Origin of the sequence: Formivibrio citricus (assembly GCF_900115065.1) — a bacterium.
GTDB classification, from domain to species: Bacteria; Pseudomonadota; Gammaproteobacteria; order Burkholderiales; family Chitinibacteraceae; genus Formivibrio; species Formivibrio citricus.
In genome coordinates this window covers 18,030-42,740 of sequence record NZ_FOVE01000001.1, presented here as the reverse complement: position 1 = coordinate 42,740, position 24,711 = coordinate 18,030, and the positions used below count along the sequence as shown (strand labels likewise).

The 24,711-nt window shown below is 61.0% G+C and carries 17 protein-coding genes and 1 pseudogene; 8 read left to right on the top strand and 10 right to left on the bottom strand.

Annotation, left to right across the window (positions count from 1 at the left end):
- Nucleotides 1-7: 7 nt before the first annotated feature.
- Genes BMZ36_RS00185 through BMZ36_RS00175 form a run of 3 tightly spaced genes read right to left on the bottom strand, consistent with a single transcriptional unit; the run spans nucleotide 8 to nucleotide 4,167 of the window.
- Complete coding sequence (locus tag BMZ36_RS00185) at nucleotides 8-1,552, bottom strand: DHA2 family efflux MFS transporter permease subunit (protein WP_218142585.1); 1,545 nt, start codon at nucleotides 1,550-1,552, stop codon at nucleotides 8-10.
- An 11-nt stretch (nucleotides 1,553-1,563) separates the two neighbouring features.
- Nucleotides 1,564-2,697 (bottom strand): HlyD family secretion protein, encoded by a 1,134-nt coding sequence (locus BMZ36_RS00180; RefSeq protein WP_091189440.1) that lies wholly within the window; start codon nucleotides 2,695-2,697, stop codon nucleotides 1,564-1,566.
- A 21-nt stretch (nucleotides 2,698-2,718) separates the two neighbouring features.
- Nucleotides 2,719-4,167 (bottom strand): efflux transporter outer membrane subunit, encoded by a 1,449-nt coding sequence (locus tag BMZ36_RS00175; RefSeq protein ID WP_091189437.1) that lies wholly within the window; start codon nucleotides 4,165-4,167, stop codon nucleotides 2,719-2,721.
- Nucleotides 4,168-4,270: 103 nt separating this feature from the next.
- Between BMZ36_RS00175 and BMZ36_RS00170 the strand changes: the two genes are divergently transcribed.
- A complete protein-coding gene (locus BMZ36_RS00170; protein ID WP_091189433.1) occupies nucleotides 4,271-4,873 on the top strand; it encodes a TetR/AcrR family transcriptional regulator in 603 nt (200 codons plus the stop codon).
- 132 nt (nucleotides 4,874-5,005) lie between these two features.
- Nucleotides 5,006-5,287, top strand: a pseudogene (locus BMZ36_RS00165) (transposase); the annotation flags it as partial.
- A gap of 141 nt (nucleotides 5,288-5,428) precedes the next feature.
- On the opposite strand, the gene tldD reads toward BMZ36_RS00165, so the two are convergent.
- Genes tldD through BMZ36_RS00150 form a run of 3 tightly spaced genes read right to left on the bottom strand, consistent with a single transcriptional unit; the run spans nucleotide 5,429 to nucleotide 11,516 of the window.
- Entirely contained in the window at nucleotides 5,429-6,868 is a 1,440-nt protein-coding gene (gene tldD, locus BMZ36_RS00160) for a metalloprotease TldD (RefSeq protein WP_091189432.1), read from the bottom strand.
- Entirely contained in the window at nucleotides 6,868-7,722 is an 855-nt protein-coding gene (locus tag BMZ36_RS00155) for a carbon-nitrogen hydrolase family protein (protein ID WP_218142584.1), read from the bottom strand. The genes tldD and BMZ36_RS00155 overlap by 1 nt, the downstream gene beginning before the upstream one ends.
- Nucleotides 7,686-11,516, bottom strand: a complete 3,831-nt coding sequence (locus BMZ36_RS00150) for a YhdP family protein (protein WP_177187707.1) — start codon at nucleotides 11,514-11,516, stop codon at nucleotides 7,686-7,688. The genes BMZ36_RS00155 and BMZ36_RS00150 overlap by 37 nt, the downstream gene beginning before the upstream one ends.
- A gap of 72 nt (nucleotides 11,517-11,588) precedes the next feature.
- Between BMZ36_RS00150 and glnE the strand changes: the two genes are divergently transcribed.
- The 4 genes from glnE to BMZ36_RS00130 all read left to right on the top strand — a co-directional run bounded on the left by glnE (nucleotide 11,589) and on the right by BMZ36_RS00130 (nucleotide 17,144).
- Complete coding sequence (gene glnE / locus BMZ36_RS00145; RefSeq protein WP_091189427.1) at nucleotides 11,589-14,270, top strand: bifunctional [glutamate--ammonia ligase]-adenylyl-L-tyrosine phosphorylase/[glutamate--ammonia-ligase] adenylyltransferase; 2,682 nt, start codon at nucleotides 11,589-11,591, stop codon at nucleotides 14,268-14,270.
- 169 nt (nucleotides 14,271-14,439) lie between these two features.
- Nucleotides 14,440-14,790 (top strand): hypothetical protein, encoded by a 351-nt coding sequence (locus BMZ36_RS14225; protein ID WP_143085927.1) that lies wholly within the window; start codon nucleotides 14,440-14,442, stop codon nucleotides 14,788-14,790.
- Nucleotides 14,791-15,481: 691 nt separating this feature from the next.
- Nucleotides 15,482-16,774, top strand: coding sequence for an ABC transporter substrate-binding protein (locus tag BMZ36_RS00135; RefSeq protein ID WP_091189421.1), 1,293 nt, complete (start codon nucleotides 15,482-15,484; stop codon nucleotides 16,772-16,774).
- Nucleotides 16,775-16,865: 91 nt separating this feature from the next.
- Nucleotides 16,866-17,144, top strand: coding sequence for a hypothetical protein (locus tag BMZ36_RS00130; protein ID WP_091189419.1), 279 nt, complete (start codon nucleotides 16,866-16,868; stop codon nucleotides 17,142-17,144).
- A 46-nt stretch (nucleotides 17,145-17,190) separates the two neighbouring features.
- Here the strand turns inward: BMZ36_RS00130 and BMZ36_RS00125 are convergent, their stop codons facing one another.
- Complete coding sequence (locus BMZ36_RS00125) at nucleotides 17,191-18,825, bottom strand: flagellar assembly protein A (RefSeq protein ID WP_091189416.1); 1,635 nt, start codon at nucleotides 18,823-18,825, stop codon at nucleotides 17,191-17,193.
- A 196-nt stretch (nucleotides 18,826-19,021) separates the two neighbouring features.
- On the opposite strand from BMZ36_RS00125, the gene BMZ36_RS00120 reads away from it, so the two are divergent.
- Entirely contained in the window at nucleotides 19,022-20,287 is a 1,266-nt protein-coding gene (locus BMZ36_RS00120) for an HD-GYP domain-containing protein (protein WP_091189413.1), read from the top strand.
- Between the two features lie 125 nt (nucleotides 20,288-20,412).
- Here BMZ36_RS00120 and BMZ36_RS00115 read toward each other — a convergent pair whose 3' ends face one another.
- Nucleotides 20,413-21,867 carry a coiled-coil domain-containing protein gene (locus BMZ36_RS00115; protein ID WP_091189410.1) on the bottom strand — a complete coding sequence of 485 codons (1,455 nt, stop codon included), beginning with the start codon at nucleotides 21,865-21,867 and terminating at the stop codon, nucleotides 20,413-20,415.
- Between the two features lie 112 nt (nucleotides 21,868-21,979).
- Here BMZ36_RS00115 and BMZ36_RS00110 point away from each other — a divergent pair, with 112 nt between their 5' ends.
- Nucleotides 21,980-23,059 (top strand): RNA methyltransferase, encoded by a 1,080-nt coding sequence (locus tag BMZ36_RS00110; RefSeq protein WP_091189408.1) that lies wholly within the window; start codon nucleotides 21,980-21,982, stop codon nucleotides 23,057-23,059.
- Nucleotides 23,060-23,075: 16 nt separating this feature from the next.
- Here the strand turns inward: BMZ36_RS00110 and rfaE1 are convergent, their stop codons facing one another.
- Together rfaE1 and pyrF are read right to left on the bottom strand one after the other, a co-directional pair.
- Entirely contained in the window at nucleotides 23,076-24,011 is a 936-nt protein-coding gene (rfaE1, locus tag BMZ36_RS00105; protein WP_091189952.1) for a D-glycero-beta-D-manno-heptose-7-phosphate kinase, read from the bottom strand.
- Between the two features lie 2 nt (nucleotides 24,012-24,013).
- Nucleotides 24,014-24,709, bottom strand: a complete 696-nt coding sequence (gene pyrF / locus BMZ36_RS00100) for an orotidine-5'-phosphate decarboxylase (protein WP_091189403.1) — start codon at nucleotides 24,707-24,709, stop codon at nucleotides 24,014-24,016.
- Nucleotides 24,710-24,711: the final 2 nt, after the last annotated feature.

Genomic DNA, 24,711 nt, shown 5'->3' with positions numbered 1-24,711 from the left:
AAGACGCTCAATGCCCGCTGGCCGAGGCATCGACCACCCGCTGCGGTTTGGGCGCGAGCCAGATGGCCATCGCCGCCACGATAAAAGCGACACCAACCCACGCCATGATCTGGTTGGTGGCCAGCATGACGCTCTGGCCGGTAATCAACCGGTCGATCGATTGCAATACGGCATCGGCGGTCATGCCCGAGTTTTCCAGCAGCGTACGCACGCTCTGATCGCTATCGCTTAACCCGACAAGCTCCGCATGGTGGTACGTGATCTGGTCATCCCACAGTGTTGTAATCAGCGAAGTTGCGCAGGCCCCCGAAAGCGTGCGCAGGAAATTCATCAACCCTGCGGCGGAAGCCATTTCATGCTCGTCCACGCTGGCCATGGCCAGGCCGGTCAGCGGGATGAAAAAGAACGGCAGGCCGAGCCCCATCAACATCAAGGGGACCGATACGCTCCAGTAATCCATGTCGGTCGTGGCAATGGTGCGAAAGAGCGTGACGAGTCCGAGCCAGATCACGCCGCCGAACACCAGCTTGCGCGGATCGACCCGATGCGACAGCGTGGCGGCAATCGGCGCAACGAACACGGCAAAGACGCCGGTCCATGCCGTCGCCATGCCCGCGGAGGTGGCGGTATAGCCCATGAAACTCTGCAACCATTGCGGCGTGAGGACGTTGGCGCCGAAAAAGGCCGCGAACGCAAGGCTGATGGTCAGCACACTGGCCGAAAAGCCGCGATGGCGGAATACGCGCAGATCCACCACCGGGTGCGCCTCGTGCAGCTCCCAGATCAGGAAGGCGATAAAGCCGACCACAGCCACGATGGCCAGTGCGACGATTTCGGGCGACGAAAACCAGTCCAGGTTCTTGCCTTCGTCAAGCAGCAGTTGCAACGCCCCCACCCAGATAATCAGCAGCACCAGGCCGATCCGGTCGATCGGGCTTTTCTGCAGCGGCTGTTCGTAGCGCTTGAGCATCTTCCAGGCAATGAATGCACAGGCAAAGGCAATCGGCAGGTTGATGTAGAAAATCCACGGCCAACTGTATTCGTCGCACAAGTAGCCGCCAAGGATCGGCCCCAGTACCGGAGCAACCAGCGTGGTCATCGACCAGAGCCCGATGGCAGCTGCGGCCTTTTCTTTCGGGAAGATGCGCAGCAGCAGTGTTTGCGACAACGGCATCAACGGGCCACCGGCAAAGCCCTGGCAGATACGGGCGAAGACCAGCATGCCGAGCGAATTGGCAAACCCGCACAGCGCCGAGAATGCACCGAAGAGCGCCATGGCGACGACGAACACGCGCACGGCGCCGAAACGCGCCGCGAGCCAACCGGTCAGCGGAACGGTGATCGCCTCGGCCACGGCGTAGGAGGTGATTACCCAGGTGCCCTGGCTGGTCGTCGCGCCCAGCCCCCCGGCGATATTGGGCACCGAGACGTTGGCAATAGTCATGTCCAGCACGGCGATGAAGTTGGCCGCTGCGAGGATGATCGCTGCCGCCCAGAGCATGCCGCCCGTCAGCGGCGCATCGCCCTGTCCCGGATTGGTCGTTTGGCTCATGTGCGCCTCACTCAGTTTTTGCTGCGCGTATCAATCTTCGCCGTCATCGACAGACCGACCTTGAGCGGTTTGGCCTGAAGCTCGGCAGGATCAAGCTTGATGCGGATCGGCAGGCGCTGGACGACCTTGATCCAGTTGCCGGTGGCGTTCTGCGCAGGAATGGCGGAAAACGCGGCCCCGGAGCCGGCAGAGAAGCCTTCCACGGTGCCGTGGTAGGTTACCGAACCACCGTAGATGTCGGCCTTGAGTGTTACAGGCTGGCCCGGTCGGACATTCTCAAGCTGCACTTCCTTGAAGTTGGCGTCGACGTGCATCTCCTGCACCGGAACGACGGTCAGCAAGGGCGTGCCGGCCTGCACGCGCTGGCCGAGCTGAACCTGACGCTTGGCCACGATGCCATCAACCGGCGCACGGATGACGGTGCGCTCCAGATCGACCGCGGCCTGGTCGCGGCGCGCACGCGCCAGGGCGACTTCCGGGTTCGTTTCTTCCGTGGTATTGGCAATGAGCACGGCGTTGGCTTCCTTGCTGCCCGCCGCGGCATTGCGGTTGGCGCGGGCCTGGGCAGCAGCGGCACGGGCAGCGGCGAGGTTGGCTTGGGCGGCAGCAAAAGCGTTTTGCGCGCGGGTCAATTCATCGCCGGAAACCGAGCCGGATTTGGCCAGGGCCTCGCGGCGCTGCAGGTCGATTTTTGCCCGCTCGAAATCGGCTTCGGCCGCGGATTGCTGGGCTTGCGCGCGCTGTTCGTCGGCCTGGCGCGCGGCGATCTGTGCGGCAAGACCGCTGTCGGTCGCGACATAGCCCTTGACCCGGCGAATGGCGCGGCCGAGATCGGCTTCGGCCTGGGCGAGCGCGAGCTTGGCATCCGTCGGATCGATCACGACGAGTACGTCGCCCTTCTTCACCGTTTGCGTATCCGTCACCCGCACCTCGCTGATCGTTCCGCCGACCGAAGGCGTGACCTGGGCAATTTCGACGGCGGCGTAAGCGTTGTCGGTTGAAACGAAGTGCGAACCGTACAGGAACCAATAGGCGGCGGAAGCGAGTGCGGTCACACCCACTACGCCTGCCAGACCGATCAGCATTTTCTTCCGGCGCAGTTCGTTGCCGGTATTGTCGGGAATCGTGGTGATATTTTCAGACATGACAGGAATCCTTTTTCTAACTTAATTATTGGCTTCACGCGCTTCGCGATATCCGCCGCCCAGGGCGCGGATCAATGCGACATCGAGCGAGAAAGAGCGCGACTGGAGATCGGTCAGGCTGCGCAGGCTGTTCAGCAGAACATCCTCGGCCGAGAGCACTTCGAGGTAACTGGACAGTCCGCCTTCATAGCGGTTGCGCGCCACCCGGTGCGCCTCGGTCGCGGCAGCAACGGCTTCCTCGCCTTTGGCAAGCCGCCCGGCCAGCGCCTTCTGGCTCAGTGCGGTATCGGCCACGTCTTGCAGCGCCTGGGTCACGGTGCCGTTGTAGTTGGCCACTGCTTCGTCGTAGGCCGCGGCCGTGCCGCGCAATTCGCCCCGCAGCCGCCCGCCGGTGAAGATCGGCAGCGAAATCGCCGGGCCGATGCTGCCGGCAAACGATCCGCTCTTGGTCAGCATATCCAGCCCCAGCGATTGCCAGCCGATGAAGCCGGCAAGGTTGACGTTGGGGTAAAACTCGGCCTTTTTCTGGTCGATGCGCTTCAACTGGGCTTCTGCCCGCAACCGGGCAGCCACCACGTCGGGACGGCGGCCCAGCAGGTTGACCGCCAGCTCTTTGGGCAAACCGATCTGGCGCTGGAGATTCATGGTCGGCCGCTCGATGGTCAATCCGCGATCCGGGCCAGCCCCCAACAGAGCCGCCAAACGATTCCGTTGCAAACCAATCTGCTCGTCGACCAGCAGCAATTCGCCTTCAGCACCGGCCCGGCGGGCCTCGGCCTCGCGCAGGCTGCCTCTGGTTTCGAGGCCATTGGCGAAGCGTTCGGCGAACAGGGCCGCAGTCTTGCTGCGCACTTCCACGGAGCGCGCTGCGGTATCCCGTGCCGCGAACAAACGAGCCAGCTCGGTGTAGTTCGTTGCCACCGCAGCCGTCAACGCCAAGCGCGCCTGCGCCATCTCGGCACGGCTTGCCTCAAGCTCGGAAGTCGCGGCAGCCAGCGCGGCCCGGTTCTTGCCCCAGAAATCGATTTCCCAACTGAAGTCGAGCGTTGCCCGGCCGTAGTCGGTCCAGCCGTCGGGCAGCATGGCACGCGGCGTAAGGTGGTTGTAGCTCTGCTTCTGTTCGGTTGCCGAGCCGTTGGCGCTCAACTGCGGCAACAACGCGGCCCCCGTGATCTGGCCGACCGCTTCGGCACGGCGCAGGCGCGCACTGGCGGCAGCCAGGTTCGGCGAGCCTTGCAGCGCCTCATCGATCAAGGAATCGAGCTGCTTGTCGCCGTACACCTGCCACCAGCGCTCGACCGGCCATTGCACGGACGCCGCATTGAAAGACTTTTCCGCCTTGTAGCTGTTGATGTCCTTCATTAGAGGCAACTGCCCAAGCGAGGGGTATTGGGCACAACCGGTCAGCGCAAGAACAAGCGCAACGACCTGCAGTCGGCCCGGCAGGGCGATGTCGGTTCGTAAATTCATGATCGTACAGCCTCCATAACTGAACTGTTCGGTACAGTTTATTTTTGACTTTTTAGCATGTCAAGTTAAACTGTACCAATCGGTTTAGTTTTAGGAGGTCGACATGAGATCGAAGAGCGAAACAAAACGCCAGGCCATCATGGACGTGGCGGCACAGGTCTTTCGCGAGGTGGGGTTCGAGCGGGCGTCGATGACGGAGATTTGCCAGCGGGTGGGCGGCTCCAAGGCAACGATCTACAACTACTTCCCCTCAAAGGAGAAGCTGTTTTTCGAAATCATGTTCCAGTCGAGCGAGGCTGAATTCCACGCCATTCATCGGGTGCTCGACCCCACGACGGAAGATATTTCCGAGGCCCTGCGCAATTTCGGCCGGGGCTTTCTGACGCTGATCTATTCACCCGAAATCCAGGCGGCGCGTCGGCTCATGAGCTCCAGCTTTGGCTCCGAACTGGGGAAACTCTGTTATGAGCGGGGACCGCAGCACAGTCTGAGGGAGACTTCGGAGTTTCTGCTAGCGGCAATGAAAAAGGGGAAACTGCGTCAAAGCGACCCAGCCGCCGCAACCCTGCATTTGCGGGGTTTGCTCGAAGCCGAACTCCTCGACAGTTTTTTATTCCAGATTCCTTGCGATACCAGCCCGGAAAAAATCGGTGAGATCGTGGATCGTGCCGTTGCCGTATTTATGGCAGCCTACGGCCCGCAGTAGACAAACGCCCGACAGACCACTCCGCAATCCGGAGTAATCTGCAGGGAATCCCGACACAGGATTTCGCAGAATCCGGACTGATTTTTGCGGGATTTTGATTTACTCGGCAGAGGTGTTTTTCTTGCCGGCCGCCGGGTTGTCAGCTTGCTGGCTAACGGTGGTTATACGGGCAAGCCATTTGCACAGGGCGTTCAGGGCATCTTGGGCGAACAGGTCAGTGTGCGGATTGCCAAGCGCAGTGAGTTGGACTGCTTCAAGGTTATGCCCCAGCGCTGGATCGTCGAGCGCAGTTTCGCCTGGCAGGATAAGAACTGGCGATTGTGGAAAAACTGCACACGCAAGTTGAACACCAGCTTGCAGTTCATCCACTTGGCTTTTCTGGCTTCCTGTTCAAGAGATCGGGACAGGTTCTAAGAACCTGTTCACGATCTGTCGCGAGAAGCCGTCAGCGGGGTGAAGCGCAGCGCAGGAACCGGAGTTTATGCGGATAAATGAGGATTCCGAGCAGCACATGAACCCCGATCACGGCTTCGCAGCAAGAGCGTGAACAGGTTTTTAGGCCGTTCCACCCACTGTCAACCCACCATCAATCCGCAACGTCGGCTGGCCGACGCCGACCGGCACGCTCTGGCCTTCCTTGCCGCAGGTGCCGACACCGGGGTCGAGCGCCAGATCGTTGCCGATCATGCCGACCTGCTTGAGCACGTCCGGGCCGTTGCCGATCAGCGTGGCGCCCTTGACCGGATATTGCAGCTTGCCGCCCTCCACCCACCACGCTTCGGCGGCCGAGAACACGAATTTTCCGCTGGTGATGTCAACCTGCCCGCCGCCGAAGTTCACGGCATAGAGGCCCCGGTCGATCGAGGCGATGATTTCTTCAGGCGACTTGTCACCCGCTAGCATCAGGGTATTGGTCATGCGCGGCAGCGGCAGGTGGGCGTAGCTTTCGCGGCGGCCGTTTCCGGTCGGGGCCATGCCCATGAGGCGGGCGTTGAGGCTGTCCTGCAGGTAGCCCTTGAGGATGCCGTTTTCGATCAGCACGGTGCGCTGGCCGGGTTCGCCTTCGTCGTCGATGTTGATTGAGCCGCGCCGGTCCGGCAGCGTGCCGTCATCGACCACGTTCACGCCGGGCGCGCCGATGCGCTCGCCGATCATGCCGGAAAACGCCGATGCGCCCTTGCGGTTGAAGTCGCCTTCCAAGCCGTGGCCGATGGCTTCGTGCAACAGAATGCCGGGCCAACCGTTGCCGAGCACGACGGTCATCTCGCCGGCCGGTGCAGGGCGTGCATTGAGGTTGAGCACGGCCTGATCGACGGCCTTTTTGGCGTAATCGTGCAGTACCGATTCATTGAAGAAGGCATAGTCGAAGCGCCCGCCGCCGCCGGCACTGCCCTGCTCGCGCTTGCCGTTTTCCTCGACAATCACCTGGATCGACAGACGCGCCAGCGGGCGAATGTCGGCCGCGCGGCGGCCATCGTGCCGCGCCACATAGATGACTTCGTATTCGCTCGCGAGGCTTGCCATGACCTGCGTCACACGCGAATCAAGCCCGCGGGCGATTTTTTCGATTTTCTCCAGCAATGCCACCTTGGCCGACTCGCCGAGACTCGCCAGCGGATCGCAAGGGCGATAGAGATCATGGCCCTGAATCTGGCGCAACAGCGGCGCCACGCCCTGCCCGCCCTGACGGCCAATCGCCCGCGTTGCGGTAGCGGCCTGCAGCAGCGCATCCATGCTGATCTCGTCGGAATAGGCAAAGGCGGTCTTCTCCCCGCTGATCGCGCGCACGCCGACGCCCTGGTCGATGTTGAAGCTGCCGGATTTGACGATGCCTTCGTCGAGGCTCCATGCCTCGCTGCGCGAATACTGGAAGTAGAGATCGGCATAGTCGAGGTTGTGGTTGAACATGCCGGCGAATACCTGGTCCAGACGTGCATCGTCCAGCCCGAACGGGGCCAGCAGCAGCGCGCTGGCTTCTTGAATGTGGTGGCTCATTATTTGAAGACTCTGTGTTTGAGGGCGGGCAGGGTTTCCCTGACCCGGTTCAGTTGGCTGGCCTTGAGTTCTGCGAGCACGACGCCCTCCCCGGTCGGCAAGCAATCGAGCACCTGCCCCCAAGGATCGACAACCATGCTATGGCCGTGGGTTTCGCGTCCGTTTTCATGCACCCCACCCTGGCCGCTCGCCAGCACGAAGCACTGGTTTTCGATGGCACGGGCGCGCAGCAGCACGTCCCAGTGCGCGCGGCCCGTGGTCGCGGTGAATGCCGCAGGCAGCAGCAGGATATCCACTGCGTCCAACTGGCGGAAAAGTTCCGGAAAGCGCAGGTCGTAACAAACACCGACGGCCACGCGGCCGAACGGGGTATCGAAGGTCACGGGCGTATCGCCGGCTTCGATATGGTCGGCTTCGCAATAGCGCTCGGTGCCGCTATCGAAACCGAAGAGGTGAATCTTGTCGTAACGCGCCACATGATGGCCCTGCGGGTCGTAGACAAGCAAGCTGTTGCGCACCTTGCCTGGCTGCGCGGATGTGAGCGGAATCGTTCCGCCCGCAAGCCAGATGCGGTTTTCGGCAGCCAGCCGGGCCAGAAAATCCTGGATTGTCCCGCTGCCAAAATTTTCTGCTGCGGCAAGCCGGTCGGCATCGCTTGCGCCTATCAGCGGGAAGTATTCGGGTAACAACACCAGTTCAGCACCGCGTTCGGCGGCTTCGCGTACCAGCCGCTCGGCCGTGGCCAGATTGCGGCGCACGTCCGGCGAGGAAACCATCTGCACCGCCGCAACGGTAACGGATCGAAAAGTGCTGCAGCTCATCGTTTCACCTTGGTGACCTTGGGATTGGCCCATTCGCCCGTAATGTCGTATTCATAGGAAATCAGTTGCCCGAGCGGGTCTTTCAACACCTGCTGCACCACGAAGGCGGCTGCCCCGGCAATCGGGTTGACCACGCCCACCGCCAGCGCCGCAGCGTTGCCCACCAGCGGCGTCACGCGCACCCGCAGGTTCTGCGTGCCAGCTGCGAGGTCGGTTTCGCCCTTGAAGCGCACCTTGGCACTCGGTCCGTCGATGGCCAGATTGTCGGTACGCGCAATGCCACGGTTGATCACGGCATCGCCACTGATCGTGTCGAAGGCCATGCCTTCGGAGAACACGTCGCTAAAATCCAGCTTCACCCGGCGCGTCAGCGATTGCAGGCTGATCACCGAAAGCAGGCGTCCTGCTCCCGGCTCAATCTTGGCAAACTGACCGGCTTTCACGTCCAGGTGCAGCTTGCCCTGTATCGTCTTGTAGTCGGGCGAGAAAGGCGAACCGTACCAGCTGCCCTCGGCTGTGATCTCGGTCGGCGCACGCTTGAGCGCATCCGGATAGCCCAGCCGCGCCAGCAGCTTGCCGGTGTTTTCACTCGACAGGTTCATGCGCGCCATGGTGCGTTCGTTCGTCCCGCTGCCCAGCCACTGCCCAGTCATGGTAAAACGCCCGTCCGGATTGGCAAGGCTTACCTTGTTGAGTTGCCAGCCGTCGCCCAGCGGCGCAGCCTCAACGATCAACTGCCCGAGGTTCGATTCCTTGTAGCGGAAATTCTCCACGACGAGATCGAGATGGGGTTTCGTGCTGGTCTTGGCTGCCGGCTTTCCTTGCTCCAGCGGCGTCACCACCACGGCATCCGCATCGTCCTGATCCGCAAAAGGCAGGGCCAGGCGCTCCATCCTTGCAGTCACGCGTGCCTGGCTACCGCCGCGCCAGTTAATCTGCCCGGATGCCTCCTTGCTGGCAAGCTGCACGGCCCAGCCCTGCGCCGACGGAGCCGCCTTGATGCGGACTTCGTTCAACTGCTTGCCCTTGACACCCAGCCGGTCAAAGCGCAAGTCGACACCGCTGATGGCTGCCGTGTCCGTACCGCCCTCGCCTTCGAGCAGATCGCTCCAGGCATCGAGATTGGTTTCCGGCAACCTACCCGTCAACAGGATGCCCTTGCCCGGCATGAGCCCCGCCGGTTGCGCCGTACCGATATTGATCACACCGGCATAGGGTTTGTCTCCCAGGCTCGCCAGCGTGCCCTGCAACTGGCTGCCGTAGGAAAACTCCAGCGCCTGGCGTTGCGAATCGCCGTTCAGTTTCACGCGCAACGGGCGCGTTTCATTGGCCGGCTTGCCGAGCGGTGCAGGAAAATCGAAGCGCGCGCCGGCCAGCGAGCTTTGCAGCACCAGCTCGTAGCGGTCGCGGCGCACGCCCAGATCGCCCTGGTAGCTCAGCGCACCGGCATGGCGCTTCGCCTGAGGCAGCTTGAACTGCCTTGCCAGATCCTGCAGGCGCGCATCGCCGTTGATCGACAGCTTGAGCTGGCCGTTGCTGTCGTTCGCACCCGCAAGCTTCACACTACCGCCCAGCGCCCGTCCGCCGGCATCGCTGATTTTCAGCCCGGATTCGCTGAAATCGACATGCGCGCCGGCTTGCGTCAACGGCGGAATCCCGCGCCCCAGATCGAGCTTGTTGTTGGCGAAGCGGAACTGCCCCTTGACCTTGGCATCGTCGGGCTTGCTGATCGGAATATCGAGATTCAAGTCGAGCTGGCCATTGCCCTCGGCCTTGGCGCCTTCGAGAAAATCGTGGGTGGCCTGACGCACCGGGCTGTCGTGCACGAAACGCAGGAAAGCGGAGGTCGCGCCTTCGGCCTTGCCTTCGACGAGTACGTGCTGGTTATTGGTGAGATCGGGAATCCGGGTCACGACATCCTTGAGATGCGCGCCGCTGGTGTTGGCGCGTTGCGCGCGGATCGTCATGCTCTGGCCTTCGAAGCGCATGTCGCCGTCGATACCGGTCAGCGCCGGCCAGCCCTTGCCGTAATCGAGCGTGACGTTGCGCGCATCGGCCGTGATCAGGAATTTGCCCGACTTGCCGTCAGCGAACGGAAATTGCGCGAGATCGCCCTGCAACGTGGCCTTGCCGTTGAAAGCATTGCCGGCGCGCAGGGCGTTCTTGAGCCAGGCCAGCGTCTTGTCGTCGACTGCGCGCGGCAGGTAGGCGTAGACACGCGATGCCACGGCGCGCTCGATGCTGCCGTTCAGGTCGATGGTACCCAGCTTCTCCCCGGCATACTGCCATTTGGCCGTAACCGACACGGCGGCATCGGCATTCGAAAGCGCGAGCCGTTGGACATCGACTTCCCAACCTTTTTCCTTGCTGTGTTTCCAGCTCACGCCGGCCTGAAAATCGCTGAACGACAGCGGCTCGATGAACTGCTTCGGCCAGGAAAACTCCAGCGCCTTGCTCGACGCCGAAGCGGAACCGCCCTTCTGGTCGAACTTGCCGGACAGATCGAGCCTGCCAAGCTTGGGCAGCACTTCCGGAACGACGATATCGAGATTGGCGAGCTTGAATTCGCCGCGCCAGCGCTCCGGCTGCATCCAGTCGCCCTTCCAGGCATAGCGCAGCGTGCCGACATCGCCGGCGAGCTTGTTGCCGGCGAGCTTGCGCGCCCATGCGTCCGGCAGCCAGGCGGCATAGCCCGACAAGCCCTGCAGGGTGAAATTGCGCAGCAGAAATTCGCGTTCGTCGTCTTGCAGCTTGTATTCGAAACGGCCATTACTGGCCAGCGGACCGGCTGCGCCGTCGATTCGCCGTGCATCGACGGTCAACTGTTCGCGCTTCTTGTCCATCTGCCAGTGCACGCCGGCATCGAAGAACGGCAGATCGAACCGCAGCTTGCCGCGCACGAAACGGAATTTCTCCACGCCCAGATCGGCATCGAGCTTTTCCAGCACGGCGGAATCAAAAACGAATTTCAGCGAAAGGCGGCCGGTGCCGGATTCCATGCGCGGCCACTTCGCGGAATCGCGGGGCACGAGCGCATTGATGCGCGCATCCAGACGCGCCAGATCGACGCGCGAGAGGTTGAAGCGCACCTGCCCGGACCACTCCTTGAGCCGGTTGATGTCGCTACCGGAGAGCATACCCTCGCCGCTGACACGATCGCCGATTTCGGCTGGCGGCGTAAAACCGAAGCTGATCTTGCGCCGACTGAGAAAATTGCCGGCCTGCAGATCAAGATCCCTGAGTTCGAGCGGGGAGCCGGGCGTACGTTCGTCGATCACCACGAGCCTGCCCTTTTGCAGCGACAGCCCGCCCTGATCCAGCAACCAGTTGATGAAACCGGAATCGCCTTCCTTCTGCTCCAGCACCACGCCCGCAACGCGCCAGCGCCCGTCCTGCAGACGGGTCAGCGTCAGATCGGGCTGAACCAGTTCAATGCGGCTGAAATGCAAACGCCCCATCGGCAGCGCCCACCACGACAGCGCGCCCTCCAGCCGCGCCAGACGCAGGGCCGGCACGCCAGCGGGATCGAGCACGCTGATCTCGCCCAGCGATAATTCCGGCCTGAAACCTTCCCAGCCCCCGCGAATCGTCCCCACCTGCACCGGCATTCCGGCCGCGCGCGTCAATTCGGCGATCAAGGCCGGGCGGTAGTTTTCCAGCCGCGGGATCAGCCAGAACTGCCAGGCTGCCGCAATGCCGGCCAATAGCAAGGCGATGCCCAGCGCAATCCGCAGCAGCAGGCGGCTGTGCCATTTCAGCAAGCGCCAGACATGCTGCCGAACCAGCGGCATCCATCCGGCAATACGTTGCAGAAAAACAGGCTTCATCGACAGTTCGCGGCACCAAGACCGCATCAGGCTAGGCTAAACTCATATTGTACCCGCAAACAGACATCTTCCATGACAGAACTCACGCCCGATACCGCCCGACTGCTTGCCCCCGCGCTCGCTCACAGCCGTTACCTTGAGCGCCTCTTCACCCGCCACCCGGAATTGGCCGAAGAAACCGCCACGCAGATCGAAACGCCCTTCCTCAAGGACGAAATGCTCGCACGCCTGCCCACCGCAGCTTGCAGCGACGAAGAATTCAAGGTTCACCTGCGCCGCCTGCGCCAGGCCGTGATGGCGCGCCTCATCGCGCGCGAGCTGACCGGTCGCTGCACATTCGACGAAGCCGGCCGCACGGTCAGTGAATTGGCCGATGTAGCCACCGCCACGGCCCTCAAGCAGATCATCCAGTCCGAAACCCGCTACGGTCAGCCCATCGGCGAAGACAGCCAAACCGTACAGGAGTTGATCGTGGTCGGCATGGGCAAGCTCGGCGGTTACGAATTGAACGTTTCATCGGACATCGACCTCATCTTCGTCTATCCGGAAACCGGCGAAACCAGCGGCCCGCAGAAGATCGAGAACCACGACTACTTCACCCGCATCGGCCGCCGGCTGATCCAGATGATTGACGACCCGACCGAAGAAGGCTTCGTGTTCCGCGTTGACATGCGCCTGCGCCCGTTCGGCGATTCCGGCCCGCTGGTCTGCAGTTTCGCCGCGCTGGAAAACTACCTCCTGACCCAAGGCCGCGAATGGGAACGCTACGCCTGGATCAAAGGCCGGGCCATGACCGGCGACGAAAAGGGCCTGATGGAACTCATCACGCCTTTCGTCTACCGCAAATACCTCGACTACGGCGCGTTCCAGTCGATGCGCGAGCTGCATGCGCAGATCCGCCGCGAAGTCATCCGCCGCGACCGCGCCGACAACATCAAACTCGGACCGGGCGGCATCCGCGAAGTCGAATTCATCTGCCAGGTTTTCCAGCTCATCCGCGGCGGGCGCGTGCGCGCACTGCGCCAGCGCAACACCCGCACCATCCTCGCCGAGCTCGTCGACCAGGGCTCGCTGCCGCACCAGGCCGCCGCCGAACTCGACGCCGCCTACGTGTTCCTGCGCAACCTGGAACACCGCATCATGTATCTGGACGATGCCCAGACGCAGATGCTGCCCACCAATGAAGACGACCGCGCGCGCATCGCCGTCAGCATGGACTTTGCCGACTGGCCGCAGTTCCTCGCCGCGCTCGATGCGCACCGCGCCATCGTCACCCGTCATTTCGAACAGATTTTCGACACCTCGCGCGAAGCTCCCGCTCCCAGCCCCGCCGGCGCCTGGCTCGACGGCGACGACGACGAAGGTTTGCAGCAGCTCGCCGCGCAGGGGCTGGCCGACCCTAGGGAAGCCCGCCGCCGCATCCAGGCGCTGAAGAACAGCACGCGCTACCTGCAGATGTCCGAACGCTGCCGCCAGCGGCTCGATTCGCTGCTGCCGCACCTCCTGCACACCGCCGCCGCGCTGCCCGCCCCGGACGCCACGTTCGCGCGCCTGCTCGACCTGATCGAAGCCATCGGCCGGCGCGAATCCTACCTCGCGCTGCTCGCAGAACACCCGAAAACGCTGGAAAGACTCGGCGAAATCTACAGCGCCAGCAGTTGGGTTTCCGGTTATCTCACGCGCCACCCGATCCTGCTCGACGAGCTGCTCGACCCGCGCCTGCTGGAACAACTCCCGGACTGGCCCGCGCTCGCCGCCCGCCTGCGCCGCGAGCTCGCCGAACACGCCGGCGACACCGAGGCGCGCATGGATGTGCTGCGCATATTCCAGCACAGCCAGATTTTCCGCCTTGCCGTGCAGGACATCGCAGGGCTCTGGACCGTGGAAAAGCTCTCCGACCAGATCTCGCTGCTCGCCGACCTGATCCTGCAGGTCGTCATCGAACAACTCTGGCCGGAAATCCCCGGTCGCCACCGCGAAACCCCGCTCTACGCCGCCATCGGCTACGGCAAGCTCGGCGGCAAGGAGCTCGGTTACGCCTCCGACCTCGATCTGGTGTTCCTCTACGAAGACGATCACCCCGATGCCGGCGAAATCTATGCCCGCCTCACGCGGCGCATCTCCACCTGGCTGACCACGCACACCTCGACCGGCATGCTCTACGACATCGACCTGCGGCTGCGCCCCAACGGCGCCTCGGGCCTGTTGGTCTCCAGCCTGGAAGCCTTTGAGCAGTACCAGCGCAAATCGGCCTGGGCCTGGGAACACCAGGCCCTGACGCGCGCGCGTTTTTGCGCCGGCAACGAAGAGATCGGCCGCAAATTCGAAGCCATCCGCCAGAGCATCCTGCGCCAGCCACGCGACACTGCAAAACTGCGCGCAGAAGTCGTCTCCATGCGCCAGCGCATGCTCGAAACCCACCCGGCCAAGGAAACCGACGTCAAACATTGCCACGGCGGGCTGGTCGATATCGAATTCATCGTGCAATACCTGATCCTCGCCCACTCCGGCGAATACCCGGAGCTCACCGCCAACACCGGCACCATTGCGCTACTCGCCACCGCCGCCCAGCGCGGCCTGATCCCCGCCGACCTCGCGGAAAAATCGCGCAACGCCTACCGCGAACTGCGCCACCTGCAACATATCAGCCGCCTCAACGATGGCACCCTGGATGCAGAACGCCTTGCGCCACTGGCGGGGGAGCTGGAGGCGGCGCGGGGATTGTGGGGGGTATTGTTTGGAGAGTTGGTGTGAGGTTTTGGGTGGGATGGGGTGGATTGGCTAAGGTCAAGCTGACAATCTGTGCAAAACGTAGCCGACCCCTTGTTTTGCTCGCAACTTGAAAATCCACACCACAAACAGGACAATCAAATCATCACCATAAAATAATTTTTTCAACTTCCTTGAACAGGAATAGAAATTTATGAGAAAGTATATTTACAGGGTGTTTGCCGCAGCTATTTTAATGCATTCCACACATGCGAGTTCAGCAGCAAATGAAGATTTATTTGGAAAGCACCTAACTTGCGCCGGATATTATTTGACACTCTCATTGCTTTCGCCAGATTTCGTCCACGACTATTCAGAAAAAGAAGCCGGAAAAGTTTACTTCAAACACCGTCTAATTATTGAAAACATAGGCTCAGAAAAAAATATTCCAAACTTAGTACATGAAAAATTTTTTGAGCTTCAAAGCAGTATTCCAAGACCCATAACCAAGGAAGGCGTATCAGAATTTCGTGCAAAATTCGATACAAAATGCAAAACACTTTAATTTACCAAATATTTAAGCAAGCGCAGGTGCGATTAGCGAAGCGTAATCGCACGCATGACGTTGATCGGGCGAATACGCTGCGCTATTCGCCCCTACCATCCCCGCGAACTGCGCCGGATGCACAAACCCCGCAACGTCTCTTCGCCTCAAGCATCCAACATCGCCTGCGGCGACCCGGATTACGCCGTTTTACGGCTAATCCAGGCTACGCAATTCCGCTCTGCCACCATGGCAGACGACTTTCATCCCCTTGAGCCCGCCGAGCATCGCAGATTGGCGCAGGGGTTTCGGCGAGGACTGTTTGAGGCCGCAGGCCAAGTTCCGCAGCCGCCGTGGCAATCAAGAAGCGCAGGGAACCCGGAGGGCGGGCGATGGGGTCGCCTTGGGGATGAAAGGGGAATTGGCGAGACAATTCCCCTTTCCCGCAAGCGGGGCGGAAACCCGCATTCAAAAACACCGCGCCGCAGGCGCATAAATCCCTCTTCGCGGATTGCATCCGCTCCCACAGCCCCTGCAATAACAGCGAGGTTACCCCCCTTGTCCACCACGTATGGCGCACGCGCATGACGTTGATCGGGCGAATCACAACCGTGCCTGATTTGTGCAACCAAGCCATTCACAATAAAATTGCATTTTGCTACCTATACCGCTTGCAGTTTCACTGCAAAATCCCTCCAAGGGCAGCTCCATCATGAGCAGAATTTTCGCAAGACCCTGTTTGATCGCGCTTTTTGCTGCAGCACTGGTTTGTTCCGGTTGTCAGAAAAGCAAAGTAGAGGCTCCGGCCGAGAAGCGGGAAATTTCGCTGCGGCATTACTTCTCCTTTTCCGGCCCGTTCGCCGGCACGATGCATGCCATCTCCACGGACTTCAACCGTGCCAACGCCGGTTTGAACCTCAGAATCAGCCCGGAGGACCATGAGTCCTTCAAAACCAACATCCGCAGGGATATCCGGCAGGGAACCCCTGCGGACATTTACAGCTACTGGGCCGGCGCACGAGTGCAATCCCTCGTCGACAAGCTGGCGCCGATCGACGATGCCCTGCCGCCGGCCGAGATGAACCGGCTGTTCGGCGCCTCAATGGTGCGGTCGGCCTGCACCTACAACGGTCGCATCTATCTGCTGCCGGTGACTCAGCACTATGTCGGCTTTTTCTACAACAAAAAAATCTTCGCCGACCACCATCTGGCACCGCCAAAAACATGGAATGAATTTCTCGTTCTGGGGGAAAAACTCAAAGCTGCCGGCATTACACCTGTCGCGCTGGGTTCACGAGCCAAATGGCCGGCGCAATTCTGGTTTGACTATCTACTGCTGCGCACTGCCCCAGTGGAATACCGTGAAAAACTCATGGCCGGGAAAGCGTCGTGGACCGACCCGCAGGTCATGCATGCATTTGAACGCTGGCACGGCCTTGTCAAAACCGGCATGTTCAATCAAGACGCAGGGAAACTCGAATTCGACAGTGGCGCAGGGCTGATGGTGCGCAACGGCCAGGCGGCCATGACACTGATGGGCACCTGGATAACCGGCTACTTCAGCTCGATCAAGGTAGGCTGGGAGGAAGACAAGGATTACGGGTTCTTTCCCTTCCCGACTATCGATCCGGAAATTCCCCCTGTCGCGCTCGGGCCGATCGACGGGTTGATAATCCCCAAAGACGCTGTGAACATCGAGTCGGCAAAGAAAGTATTGCAGCATTTTTCCGGCAACAATGCGCAAATGGCCATCAGCCAGGGCATGGGGGCATTATCGCCCAGCCTGCATGTTTCAAAGGCGAGTTACAGCCCCATGAAAAAGGCCATTCTGGCTGACATTGCCCAAACAAACGCCTGGGCTTTCAATTACGATCTGGCAACCCGGCCCGAGCAGGCAGAAATCGGATTGCAGCTCTTCAGCGATTTCATGGAAAACCCGGATCAATACAAGAAACTGCTTCAAGAAGCTGAAAAGCGCATGCGGGAACTACCGCCACGACAATAAATAACGGTTTGTTTTTCCTCTGTGTTCTCTGTACCTCTGTGGTTCAACAGAGGTTTTCAGGTTCAACAACCCACGCACCCAAAGGCCAAACATGCTGAAAAACCTGCTCCCCGCCCTCATCGTGTTTGCTGCCGTAACGGCCAGCAGTTCAGCCGCGCTTCCTCCCAAGTACCTTGGGATCAAGGATTTCAAGCTGTGTCTGGCCACTCAGGAGATCAACACCTATCGCGCGTGGTGCATGCCAGCCGGGAAGCCGGAAAGCTGCCCGGCCGCGAGTTGGGAACAACTGAAAGCGCTAACCGGAACCGACAAACTTCCTGACTGCCCGGCCGGTTCAACCGCGCCAGCCGAGAAGCCAGCAACCCAGTAAGCGGCGGAGATTTGGTCACTCCACCGCTGACCTGCAACGGACATTCTCAAGTCGTACCCTCGGCAACATCCGCCAGCGACAGCAAACCAAGCCCGTCCTTGCCCATCCCGATGGCCACAGCGCGATGCTCTCCGGAAACCTGGTAATGCTGGCCGCCCAGAAAAACTTCCACGCCTTCAAACAGGGCCTGTTCCGCCACCACCCGGGACTGTTGGGATAGTTCGATTTTCTGTTCCAGCGCCGTCTGCTCTTCGCGTATCCCGGTAATTTCCGCGGTCAGCGCGGATGCGGCCTTGCGCGCTTTCTCAACCATTTCCGGGCGTACTTTGGCCGGGTTTTTCCGGGCAAAATCGAGCACCTTGCTGAGTTCAAACAACTGGGTTTCCCTTTCCTCGCGGTGTTTCACGATCTCGTGCAAATGCTTGTGCATGACCGGGTTGACGCCAATTTCAAAACGCGTGACCACGCGTTTTGGCGAGCCGATGACCTTGGCAACAATCGAGAACGTGGCTTGCGCCCGGCCCCCGATGATATGCCCGCTCTTCTTGTTGCCTACATGGATGCAATTGACCGCTGAAAGCTCGCACTGGATCGCCGAGTCGTCGATAAAGATGCTGTCGCCCGCTTCGATTCTTGCTTGCGAGGCATAGCTCGCGTTGAACGTCCCGCCGCAGCGCAGGTAATGGCCGTCATTGTGCCCCAGCCCGCCCATGACGCCGCCCTTGATGACGATGTTGCCCCCGGCTTCCAGCGTGGCCGGTTCGACCACCCCGCCAACCTCGATATCGCCGCTGGCATGAACCGTCATGCCGGCATGGACATCCCCTTTTATCACCACGCTTCCGTCGTAACGGATGTTGCCGCTGGCTGCGTTCACGGATTCAATGGTGAACACGGGTTCAACCACCATGCCATCGTGAACCTGGATGGGCTGTCCGCTCGTCGTCGCAACCAGCAGATCGGGGTTGTCCGGCGATATGGCGGCACCGGCCAGATTCGCCGCAAACCGGACATCCTTGCCAACCTTGGGGGCAACCGGCTCTCCCTGAAGCGTGACTCCGGGGACGCCCTCGGTTGCCGGATGGCGCAACATCAACGAATCGCCGGCATGAACCACCAAAATATCGCCGAGATCGCGGTAATCGGTATGGTCGAACTCGTCCACCTTCGGCACCCGGCTGCGCGCGGTCGGCAACAGGCATTCCAGCCAGGCATCGGAACCGTCCACCGGCGGAATGCCGCGCGCAATCGTCACGCCGTGGGCCTCGCCGGCAGCAACGGCTTCGTTGATGGCATCAGGCAAGATCCCCTCCGTCACCCCCTTGGCCGACAACGCTTCCAGAACCATGTCCTGACTGATAGCCACGCCCCCCTGGGCCGGTACGATGTCGAGGCGAGCCTCCAATCCGTCTGGTGTGAGCGCAATACTCATGCTGGCATCGACCGCCTCTGCCAAGCGCAACGCGACGACCCGCGTCCCCTGTTGGTACTTGGCCAATAACTCGGCTGCCGCCGCCGGCAACCAGCGCAACGCGCCCCAGCCCAGCTCGTCAAGCTTTGCCTTTAGCCAGGGTTCATCGATCGGCGCCGCTTGCGAATTGGGCTCAAGGCTGGCGATCAAACCCTTTGTCTCCGGATCGAACCTGAAAGCGAGCCCCATTCCCTGTTGCAGTTCAGTCATCGCGCTCTCCTGCTGGCCATTTGTTTCAATATGGCACCGTATTGACGTCATGGCGCTGTCAGATATAGGGAAAACGCGAAATTCGCTCCAGACTGGTGGCTGCGTGGGTGAACGCCCCTCCGCAAGAAGGGGTTAGGAAGATGATCGATAAATCGATAAACTAGGCTAAATCAGACTCCCTGATACAGGCGCCACAATGAATGCCTTCCAGAAACGAACCGCGATTAGAATTGCCGCCGTCAGCGTCATTCTGGCTTCTTTGGCCAGCCCGGTTTCATGGTTTGTTGCCCGCGAAAATGCCGAAGAAAGCATCGTCTCCCTGGCAATCGAAGAATCCGGCCGCCTGCTTCACCATTACGATGCCATCAACCTGGCCGGCCCGGATGCCGCCGCACATGCAGCCATTGCCGCCAAAACCATTGCCGGCGGCATGTTTGACATCGCCGAAATCTATGACGGCAATGGTCGCAAGCTTGCCGAATCAATGACCAAAGAGGGCGAGGCCGCTGAATCGGCTTTACCCAAACATGGCGTTCCCGGCTATACCTCTGCCTCTTATGAAAGCCTGAAAATTTCAGGGGAGCGCTGGGCCTTGCGGGTTTTTGTTCCTCTGCGCAAATCGGAAACCGATACCAATGGGCCGATCACGGGCTATTTCGAAGGCGTGCGGGTTGTTCCGCCCTGGCAGCACCAGCAAATCTTTTCCACGTCCTTGACCGCCGCATTGATGGTCTGCCTGGCATCTTTGCTTTGCGGCGCGGCCCTCTATCCTGTGGTGGTGCATCTCTCTGCCGATAACGAACGCAAGGCACGCGAGGTGCTCGATTCGCATATTTCCATGATGGAGGCGCTTGGCCGTGCCATTGCCAAGCGCGATTCCGATACAGGCGCCCACAATTACCGGGTCGCCTGGATCGCCGCACGCATCGCCGAGTGCATGGGCCTGTCCGGAAACAATATGCAGGCCCTGATCGCCGGCAGTTTTCTGCACGATGTTGGCAAAATCGGGATTCCCGATGCGATCTTGCTCAAACCCGGGAAGCTGGATGAAGCGGAATGGTCCGTGATGCGTACCCATGTTGAGCAGGGCGATGAAATTGTGACCGGCATGGGCTGGCTGGATGGCGCCCACGCGGTTGTTGCTGCCCATCATGAAAAGTGGAATGGCTCCGGCTACCCTTGTGGTCTGGCCGGAGAGGATATCCCCCTTTCGGCACGCATTTTTGCCGTTGCCGATGTATTCGACGCCCTCTGTTCAAAACGCCCCTACAAGGAACCTTTGGGGTTTGATGAAACCATGGCGATTCTTGAGAGGGATACTGGCAGCCATTTCGATCCGGCGGTCATGGCGGTGTTCCGCCCGATGGCACTGGATATCTACAAACGCCTGGAAAACAGCACTGAAAGCGATGCACGCCGACTACTGGAAGAACGTGTGCGGCAGCACTTTGAAATGTCTTGATTGGCCCCTGAACTGTCAGTCAAGCAGATCTACTATGTTCGGCAAACACCACATCCACGCAAACCTGTGTGACTGACTACCAGGGGCGTTCCACTTTGCAGAAAGTGAACCGCCCCTGACCACGTTTACCGCTTGAAAGGCCACTCCGTATGCTTGGGGGAGGTATGCACGGGCTGCGGGCTCGGGGTTGTCCCGTGGTTTGTTGTTGTGTGCGGAGTCACGGTCGGTGCATGGACCGGCGTTGCCGCAGACGGGCGGGATGACGGGGCAGCCGACGCGGTACAGCCATACGAAACACCTGCGCACAGGCTGGCAGCCGGGCCGGAAATGCCATGCGGGGCAAGCTCGTTCATCAGGTTCCTGATGGCGTTCAGATCAATGCGCTGCCCGCGGTAATTGAAGGACGGCGCATCCAGCGAGATATCGGGCAGATTCATCCCGAAATCGGCCGAGAATCTTGCGATGTCTGCGGTGATATTGCCGAAAAATCCGTCGATCCGCGCAAGCTCGGGGATACGCAGGCTCTGGTTGAGATGCAGCTTGTTCTTGATGGCATTCAATTCGCTTTCGGCCTGGTGCTTCAACGAATCGACCAGCTTGCCCACGCCGAACAGCTTGGCGGCTTTCCAGAGCGATTTGCTCAGGGTTCGCTCTATTTCGTCTTCGATGGCCTTGCTGCCATTCAGGATGGTGCGCATGCTCACCTTGATTTCATAGTGCGAGATTCTGGCCGGGTTTTTCCAGGTGGGGTCGGGATAGGGGAAAGACACATGGAAATGATGCCCCATCAGACCGTCGAGCTCTTTCAGCGCATCCAGCATCGCATGGGTCTTTTTGAGGAGCGCTTCAACTTTGTTTCTGATCGAATCGAGCGCCTCGAAATCCGCTTCAAGCTTTTTCAGGGAAACGAGATCGGGAACATCCGTCAGAGCCAGCCTGACGATCTCGTCGAGCTGTACCACGCCGCGGTCCAGCGTATCGGCCTTGTTGTCGGCCGTCCTTTGCATGCACTGCATTCTGCTCTGCTCGGCATAGTTGACGCAGGTTTGCGCAACGCCGGTATAGGTCGGCATCGGATGCACCACGGCCACCCTGAAACGCTCGGCGTTGGTATCCACTTTCTGGATCCGGTTGTCGGCAGTATCCAGGCGCGCCCGGAACGGCTCCACACGCTGTTCAACCTCCTCGGCTTTGGCTCGGGCCGCCGAAACTTCCTTGAGTGCAGCATCGACTTCCTGCTTGGCTTTTTTGGCATCTTCCCTGGTTTGCGGGATGGCTTGCGCCGTATCGAGCATGCCATCAAGCAATTTCAATTCGGCTTCCAGCTTTTTCAGATCGCTGGCCAGATTGCCTGGAACGGCAAGCAATGTTTTGGTCAGCCAGAGTGTCTTGTGGATGTCCTGCAGCCTTGTGTGAAGCGCCATCATGTCGCTGTCGAGCCGGGACGCATCGGCATCCAGTCGCGCCAGGCTCGGCGACTTGGCTGCGCCTGCGGCGCTGCTCTGGAGCGGAATGCCCATGAACAAACTGGCCGCGATCAGCAGCCCAGCCAAGAAAGATGGGGGGGTGTTTTGTTTCATGGTGCGCTTTCTCCCTGTGCTTGAATCAACCTTTCAAGTGTAGATCGTCCAATCGTACAAAGCGAACGCCCCTACCCCCAACCCCGCGCCGATGCTATATTCCGCGCCACCTATGCGAATCCAAGACATCCGCCAGCGCCTGCGCGCCGGCCACGCCCTGCCCTGCCACGAAGAGCGCATCCTGCGCGCCTGGCTGCAATCGCTCCCGCTCGACAGCGGCCCGCGCCGGCGCAGCGCGGAAAATTTCTTCCCCAAGGAAATTCGCGCAATCCTGCCCGGCTTGGCGGCCGATCTGGCGGGTCTGGTTCGCGTGCGCTCGGAGCACCCCGGCGAGGATGGTTCGGCGCGTCTGTTGGTGGAACTGGCCGATGGTCAGTGCGTGGAAAGTGTGCTGCTGCCACGGGATGGCGTGTGCGTTTCAAGCCAGGTGGGCTGTGCCGTGGGTTGCGCGTTCTGCATGACCGGCCGCGACGGGCTGCTGCGCCAACTGGGCAGCGCGGAAATCGTGGCGCAGGTGGTTCTGGCACGCGCCCTGCGCCCGGTGAAGAAAGTCGTTTTCATGGGTATGGGCGAGCCGGCGCACAACCTCGACAACGTGCTGGAAGCCATTGACCTGCTCGGTTCGGAAAACGTGATCGGCCACAAGAATCTGGTGCTCTCCACCGTCGGCGACCGGCGCGTGTTCGAGCGCCTGCCGCTGGGGCGGGTCAAGCCGGCGCTTGCCTTGTCGCTGCACACCACGCGCGCCGAGCTGCGCGAACAACTCCTGCCGCGCGCGCCGCGCATCGCACCGGAAGAGTTGGTCGAACTGGCCGAACAATACGCACGCGCCACGGCCTACCCGGTGCAGTATCAGTGGACCTTGCTGGATGGCGTGAACGACAGTGACGAGGAAGCGGAAAACATCATCCGCCTTTTGTCCGGGAAATACGCGATCATGAATTTCATTCCGTTCAACCGCGTGGAAGGCTCCGGTTTCAACCGCCCTTCGCCGGAGCGGGTGGCAAGACTGGCGGGGTTGTTGCACCAGCACGGCATTCTGGTGCGGCTGCGCGATTCGGCGGGGCAGGACATCGACGGCGGCTGCGGGCAATTGCGCGCGCGGGCGCTGGGAAGTAGTACACCGCAGGACGGGACATTGCTCCAACAGTTCAAGCCTGCGAGCAAAATCCTAAGCCAAAAGCCTACATGAGGCCAACGGCTTAGCGTTAGGAGAACAGCTCTTCCGGATGCACCACGGCCGTCCCCAACTTGCCGACGACAATCCCCGCAGCGCGGTTGGACCATTCCATGGCTTCGGGCAATTCCAGCCCGGCGGCGAGCATCAGCCCGAGCGTGGCGATCACGGTATCGCCGGCACCGGAAACATCGTAGACCTCGCGCGCCACGGTGGGCTTGTGCACCACGCCTTCGGCGCGGAACAGCGTCATTCCTTCCTCGCTGCGAGTAACCATCAGCGCATCGAGCGCGAGCGATTCGCGCAGCGCTTGCGCCTTGGCGGCGAGTTCGTCCTCGTCGCGCCAGCGCCCGGCCACTTCGCGGAATTCGCTGCGGTTGGGTGTCATCAGCGTGGCGCCGCGGTAGCGCTCGTATTCGTCACCCTTGGGATCGACCAGCACCGGCTTGCCGGCAGCGCGCGCGGCATCGATCATCAACCGCACATGCTGAAGACCGCCCTTGCCATAATCTGAAAGGATCACCACATCGGTCTGCTCGAGCGATGCGCGGAATTCGTCGAGCTTGGCGGCCAGCACTTCATGACTGGGTTCATTTTCGAAATCGATGCGCAGCAGTTGTTGCTGGCGCGCCAGCACGCGCAGCTTGACGGTCGTGGCAATCCCGGCATCGCGGTGTAGCGAAGTCTGCACGCTATCTGCCTGCAGCAGCTTTTCCAGCGCATGACCGGCTTCGTCGTCGCCCACCACGGCCAGCAATTTCGCCTGGCCACCAAGCGCGGCGATATTACGCGCGACGTTGGCCGCACCACCGGCGCGTTCCTCGCTGCGGCGGATGCGCGCGACCGGCACCGGCGCTTCCGGAGAAATGCGCTCGACTTCACCGAACCAGTAGCGGTCGAGCATGACGTCGCCGACCACCAGCACGCGGGAGGAGGCAAGGCGTTGGCGCAGGACGGCTGCCGACATGATCAGCATCCGATGGAGGCGTTGATCGCCTTCAAGGTCGCCACAGGATCGGTGCTCTGCGTAATCGGACGGCCGATCACGAGGTAATCCGAACCGGCAGCCATCGCGGCTTCCGGCGTCATGACGCGGTTCTGATCGTCAAGGCTCGCCGTGGCCGGGCGGATGCCGGGGGTCACGAGCTTGAAATCCCGTCCGCAAGCGGCCTTGAGCAGGCTGGCTTCCTGCGCCGAGCACACCACGCCGTCGAGGCCGCTGTCTTTGGTCAGGCGAGCCAGGCGCTCGACCTGTACGGCAGGCTCCGGCAAACCGAGCTCAGCAAGATCATCAGCGCCCATGCTGGTCAGCACGGTTACGGCGATAAGGAGCGGACGTTGCGGCAGCGCTTCCAGCGCTTCGCGCGTGGTTTCCATCATGCGGCGACCGCCACTCGCGTGTACGTTCACCATCCACACGCCCAGTTGCGCGGCGGCCTTGCAGGCTTGCGCGACCGTGTTGGGAATGTCGTGGAACTTGAGATCGAGAAAGACATCGAAGCCTTGCCCGGCCAGTTTCTCTACCAGTTGCGGGCCGGCGCTGACGAACAGCTCCTTGCCCACCTTGAGACGGCACAAATCGGGGGTCACGCGGGAAGCGAATTCAAGCGCCGGCGCGGCGGCGGCATAGTCGAGCGCAACGATGACGCGCGGATCGGGTTTCATTG

Bases quoted from the DNA above. Each gene is read 5' to 3' on its own strand.
- BMZ36_RS00120 (WP_091189413.1), top strand. From the start codon at position 19,022: ATGAATGCCTTCCAGAAACGAACCGCGATTAGAATTGCCGCCGTCAGC.
- BMZ36_RS00125 (WP_091189416.1), bottom strand. From the start codon at position 18,825: ATGACTGAACTGCAACAGGGAATGGGGCTCGCTTTCAGGTTCGATCCG.
- pyrF (WP_091189403.1), bottom strand. From the start codon at position 24,709: ATGAAACCCGATCCGCGCGTCATCGTTGCGCTCGACTATGCCGCCGCC.
- BMZ36_RS00110 (WP_091189408.1), top strand. From the start codon at position 21,980: ATGCGAATCCAAGACATCCGCCAGCGCCTGCGCGCCGGCCACGCCCTG.
- BMZ36_RS00155 (WP_218142584.1), bottom strand. From the start codon at position 7,722: ATGGGCCAATCCCAAGGTCACCAAGGTGAAACGATGAGCTGCAGCACT.
- rfaE1 (WP_091189952.1), bottom strand. From the start codon at position 24,011: ATGTCGGCAGCCGTCCTGCGCCAACGCCTTGCCTCCTCCCGCGTGCTG.
- BMZ36_RS00185 (WP_218142585.1), bottom strand. From the start codon at position 1,552: ATGAGCCAAACGACCAATCCGGGACAGGGCGATGCGCCGCTGACGGGC.
- BMZ36_RS00180 (WP_091189440.1), bottom strand. From the start codon at position 2,697: ATGTCTGAAAATATCACCACGATTCCCGACAATACCGGCAACGAACTG.
- BMZ36_RS00150 (WP_177187707.1), bottom strand. From the start codon at position 11,516: ATGAAGCCTGTTTTTCTGCAACGTATTGCCGGATGGATGCCGCTGGTT.
- BMZ36_RS00130 (WP_091189419.1), top strand. From the start codon at position 16,866: ATGCTGAAAAACCTGCTCCCCGCCCTCATCGTGTTTGCTGCCGTAACG.
- BMZ36_RS00135 (WP_091189421.1), top strand. From the start codon at position 15,482: ATGAGCAGAATTTTCGCAAGACCCTGTTTGATCGCGCTTTTTGCTGCA.
- BMZ36_RS14225 (WP_143085927.1), top strand. From the start codon at position 14,440: ATGAGAAAGTATATTTACAGGGTGTTTGCCGCAGCTATTTTAATGCAT.
- BMZ36_RS00115 (WP_091189410.1), bottom strand. From the start codon at position 21,867: ATGAAACAAAACACCCCCCCATCTTTCTTGGCTGGGCTGCTGATCGCG.
- glnE (WP_091189427.1), top strand. From the start codon at position 11,589: ATGACAGAACTCACGCCCGATACCGCCCGACTGCTTGCCCCCGCGCTC.
- tldD (WP_091189432.1), bottom strand. From the start codon at position 6,868: ATGAGCCACCACATTCAAGAAGCCAGCGCGCTGCTGCTGGCCCCGTTC.
- BMZ36_RS00170 (WP_091189433.1), top strand. From the start codon at position 4,271: ATGAGATCGAAGAGCGAAACAAAACGCCAGGCCATCATGGACGTGGCG.
- BMZ36_RS00175 (WP_091189437.1), bottom strand. From the start codon at position 4,167: ATGAATTTACGAACCGACATCGCCCTGCCGGGCCGACTGCAGGTCGTT.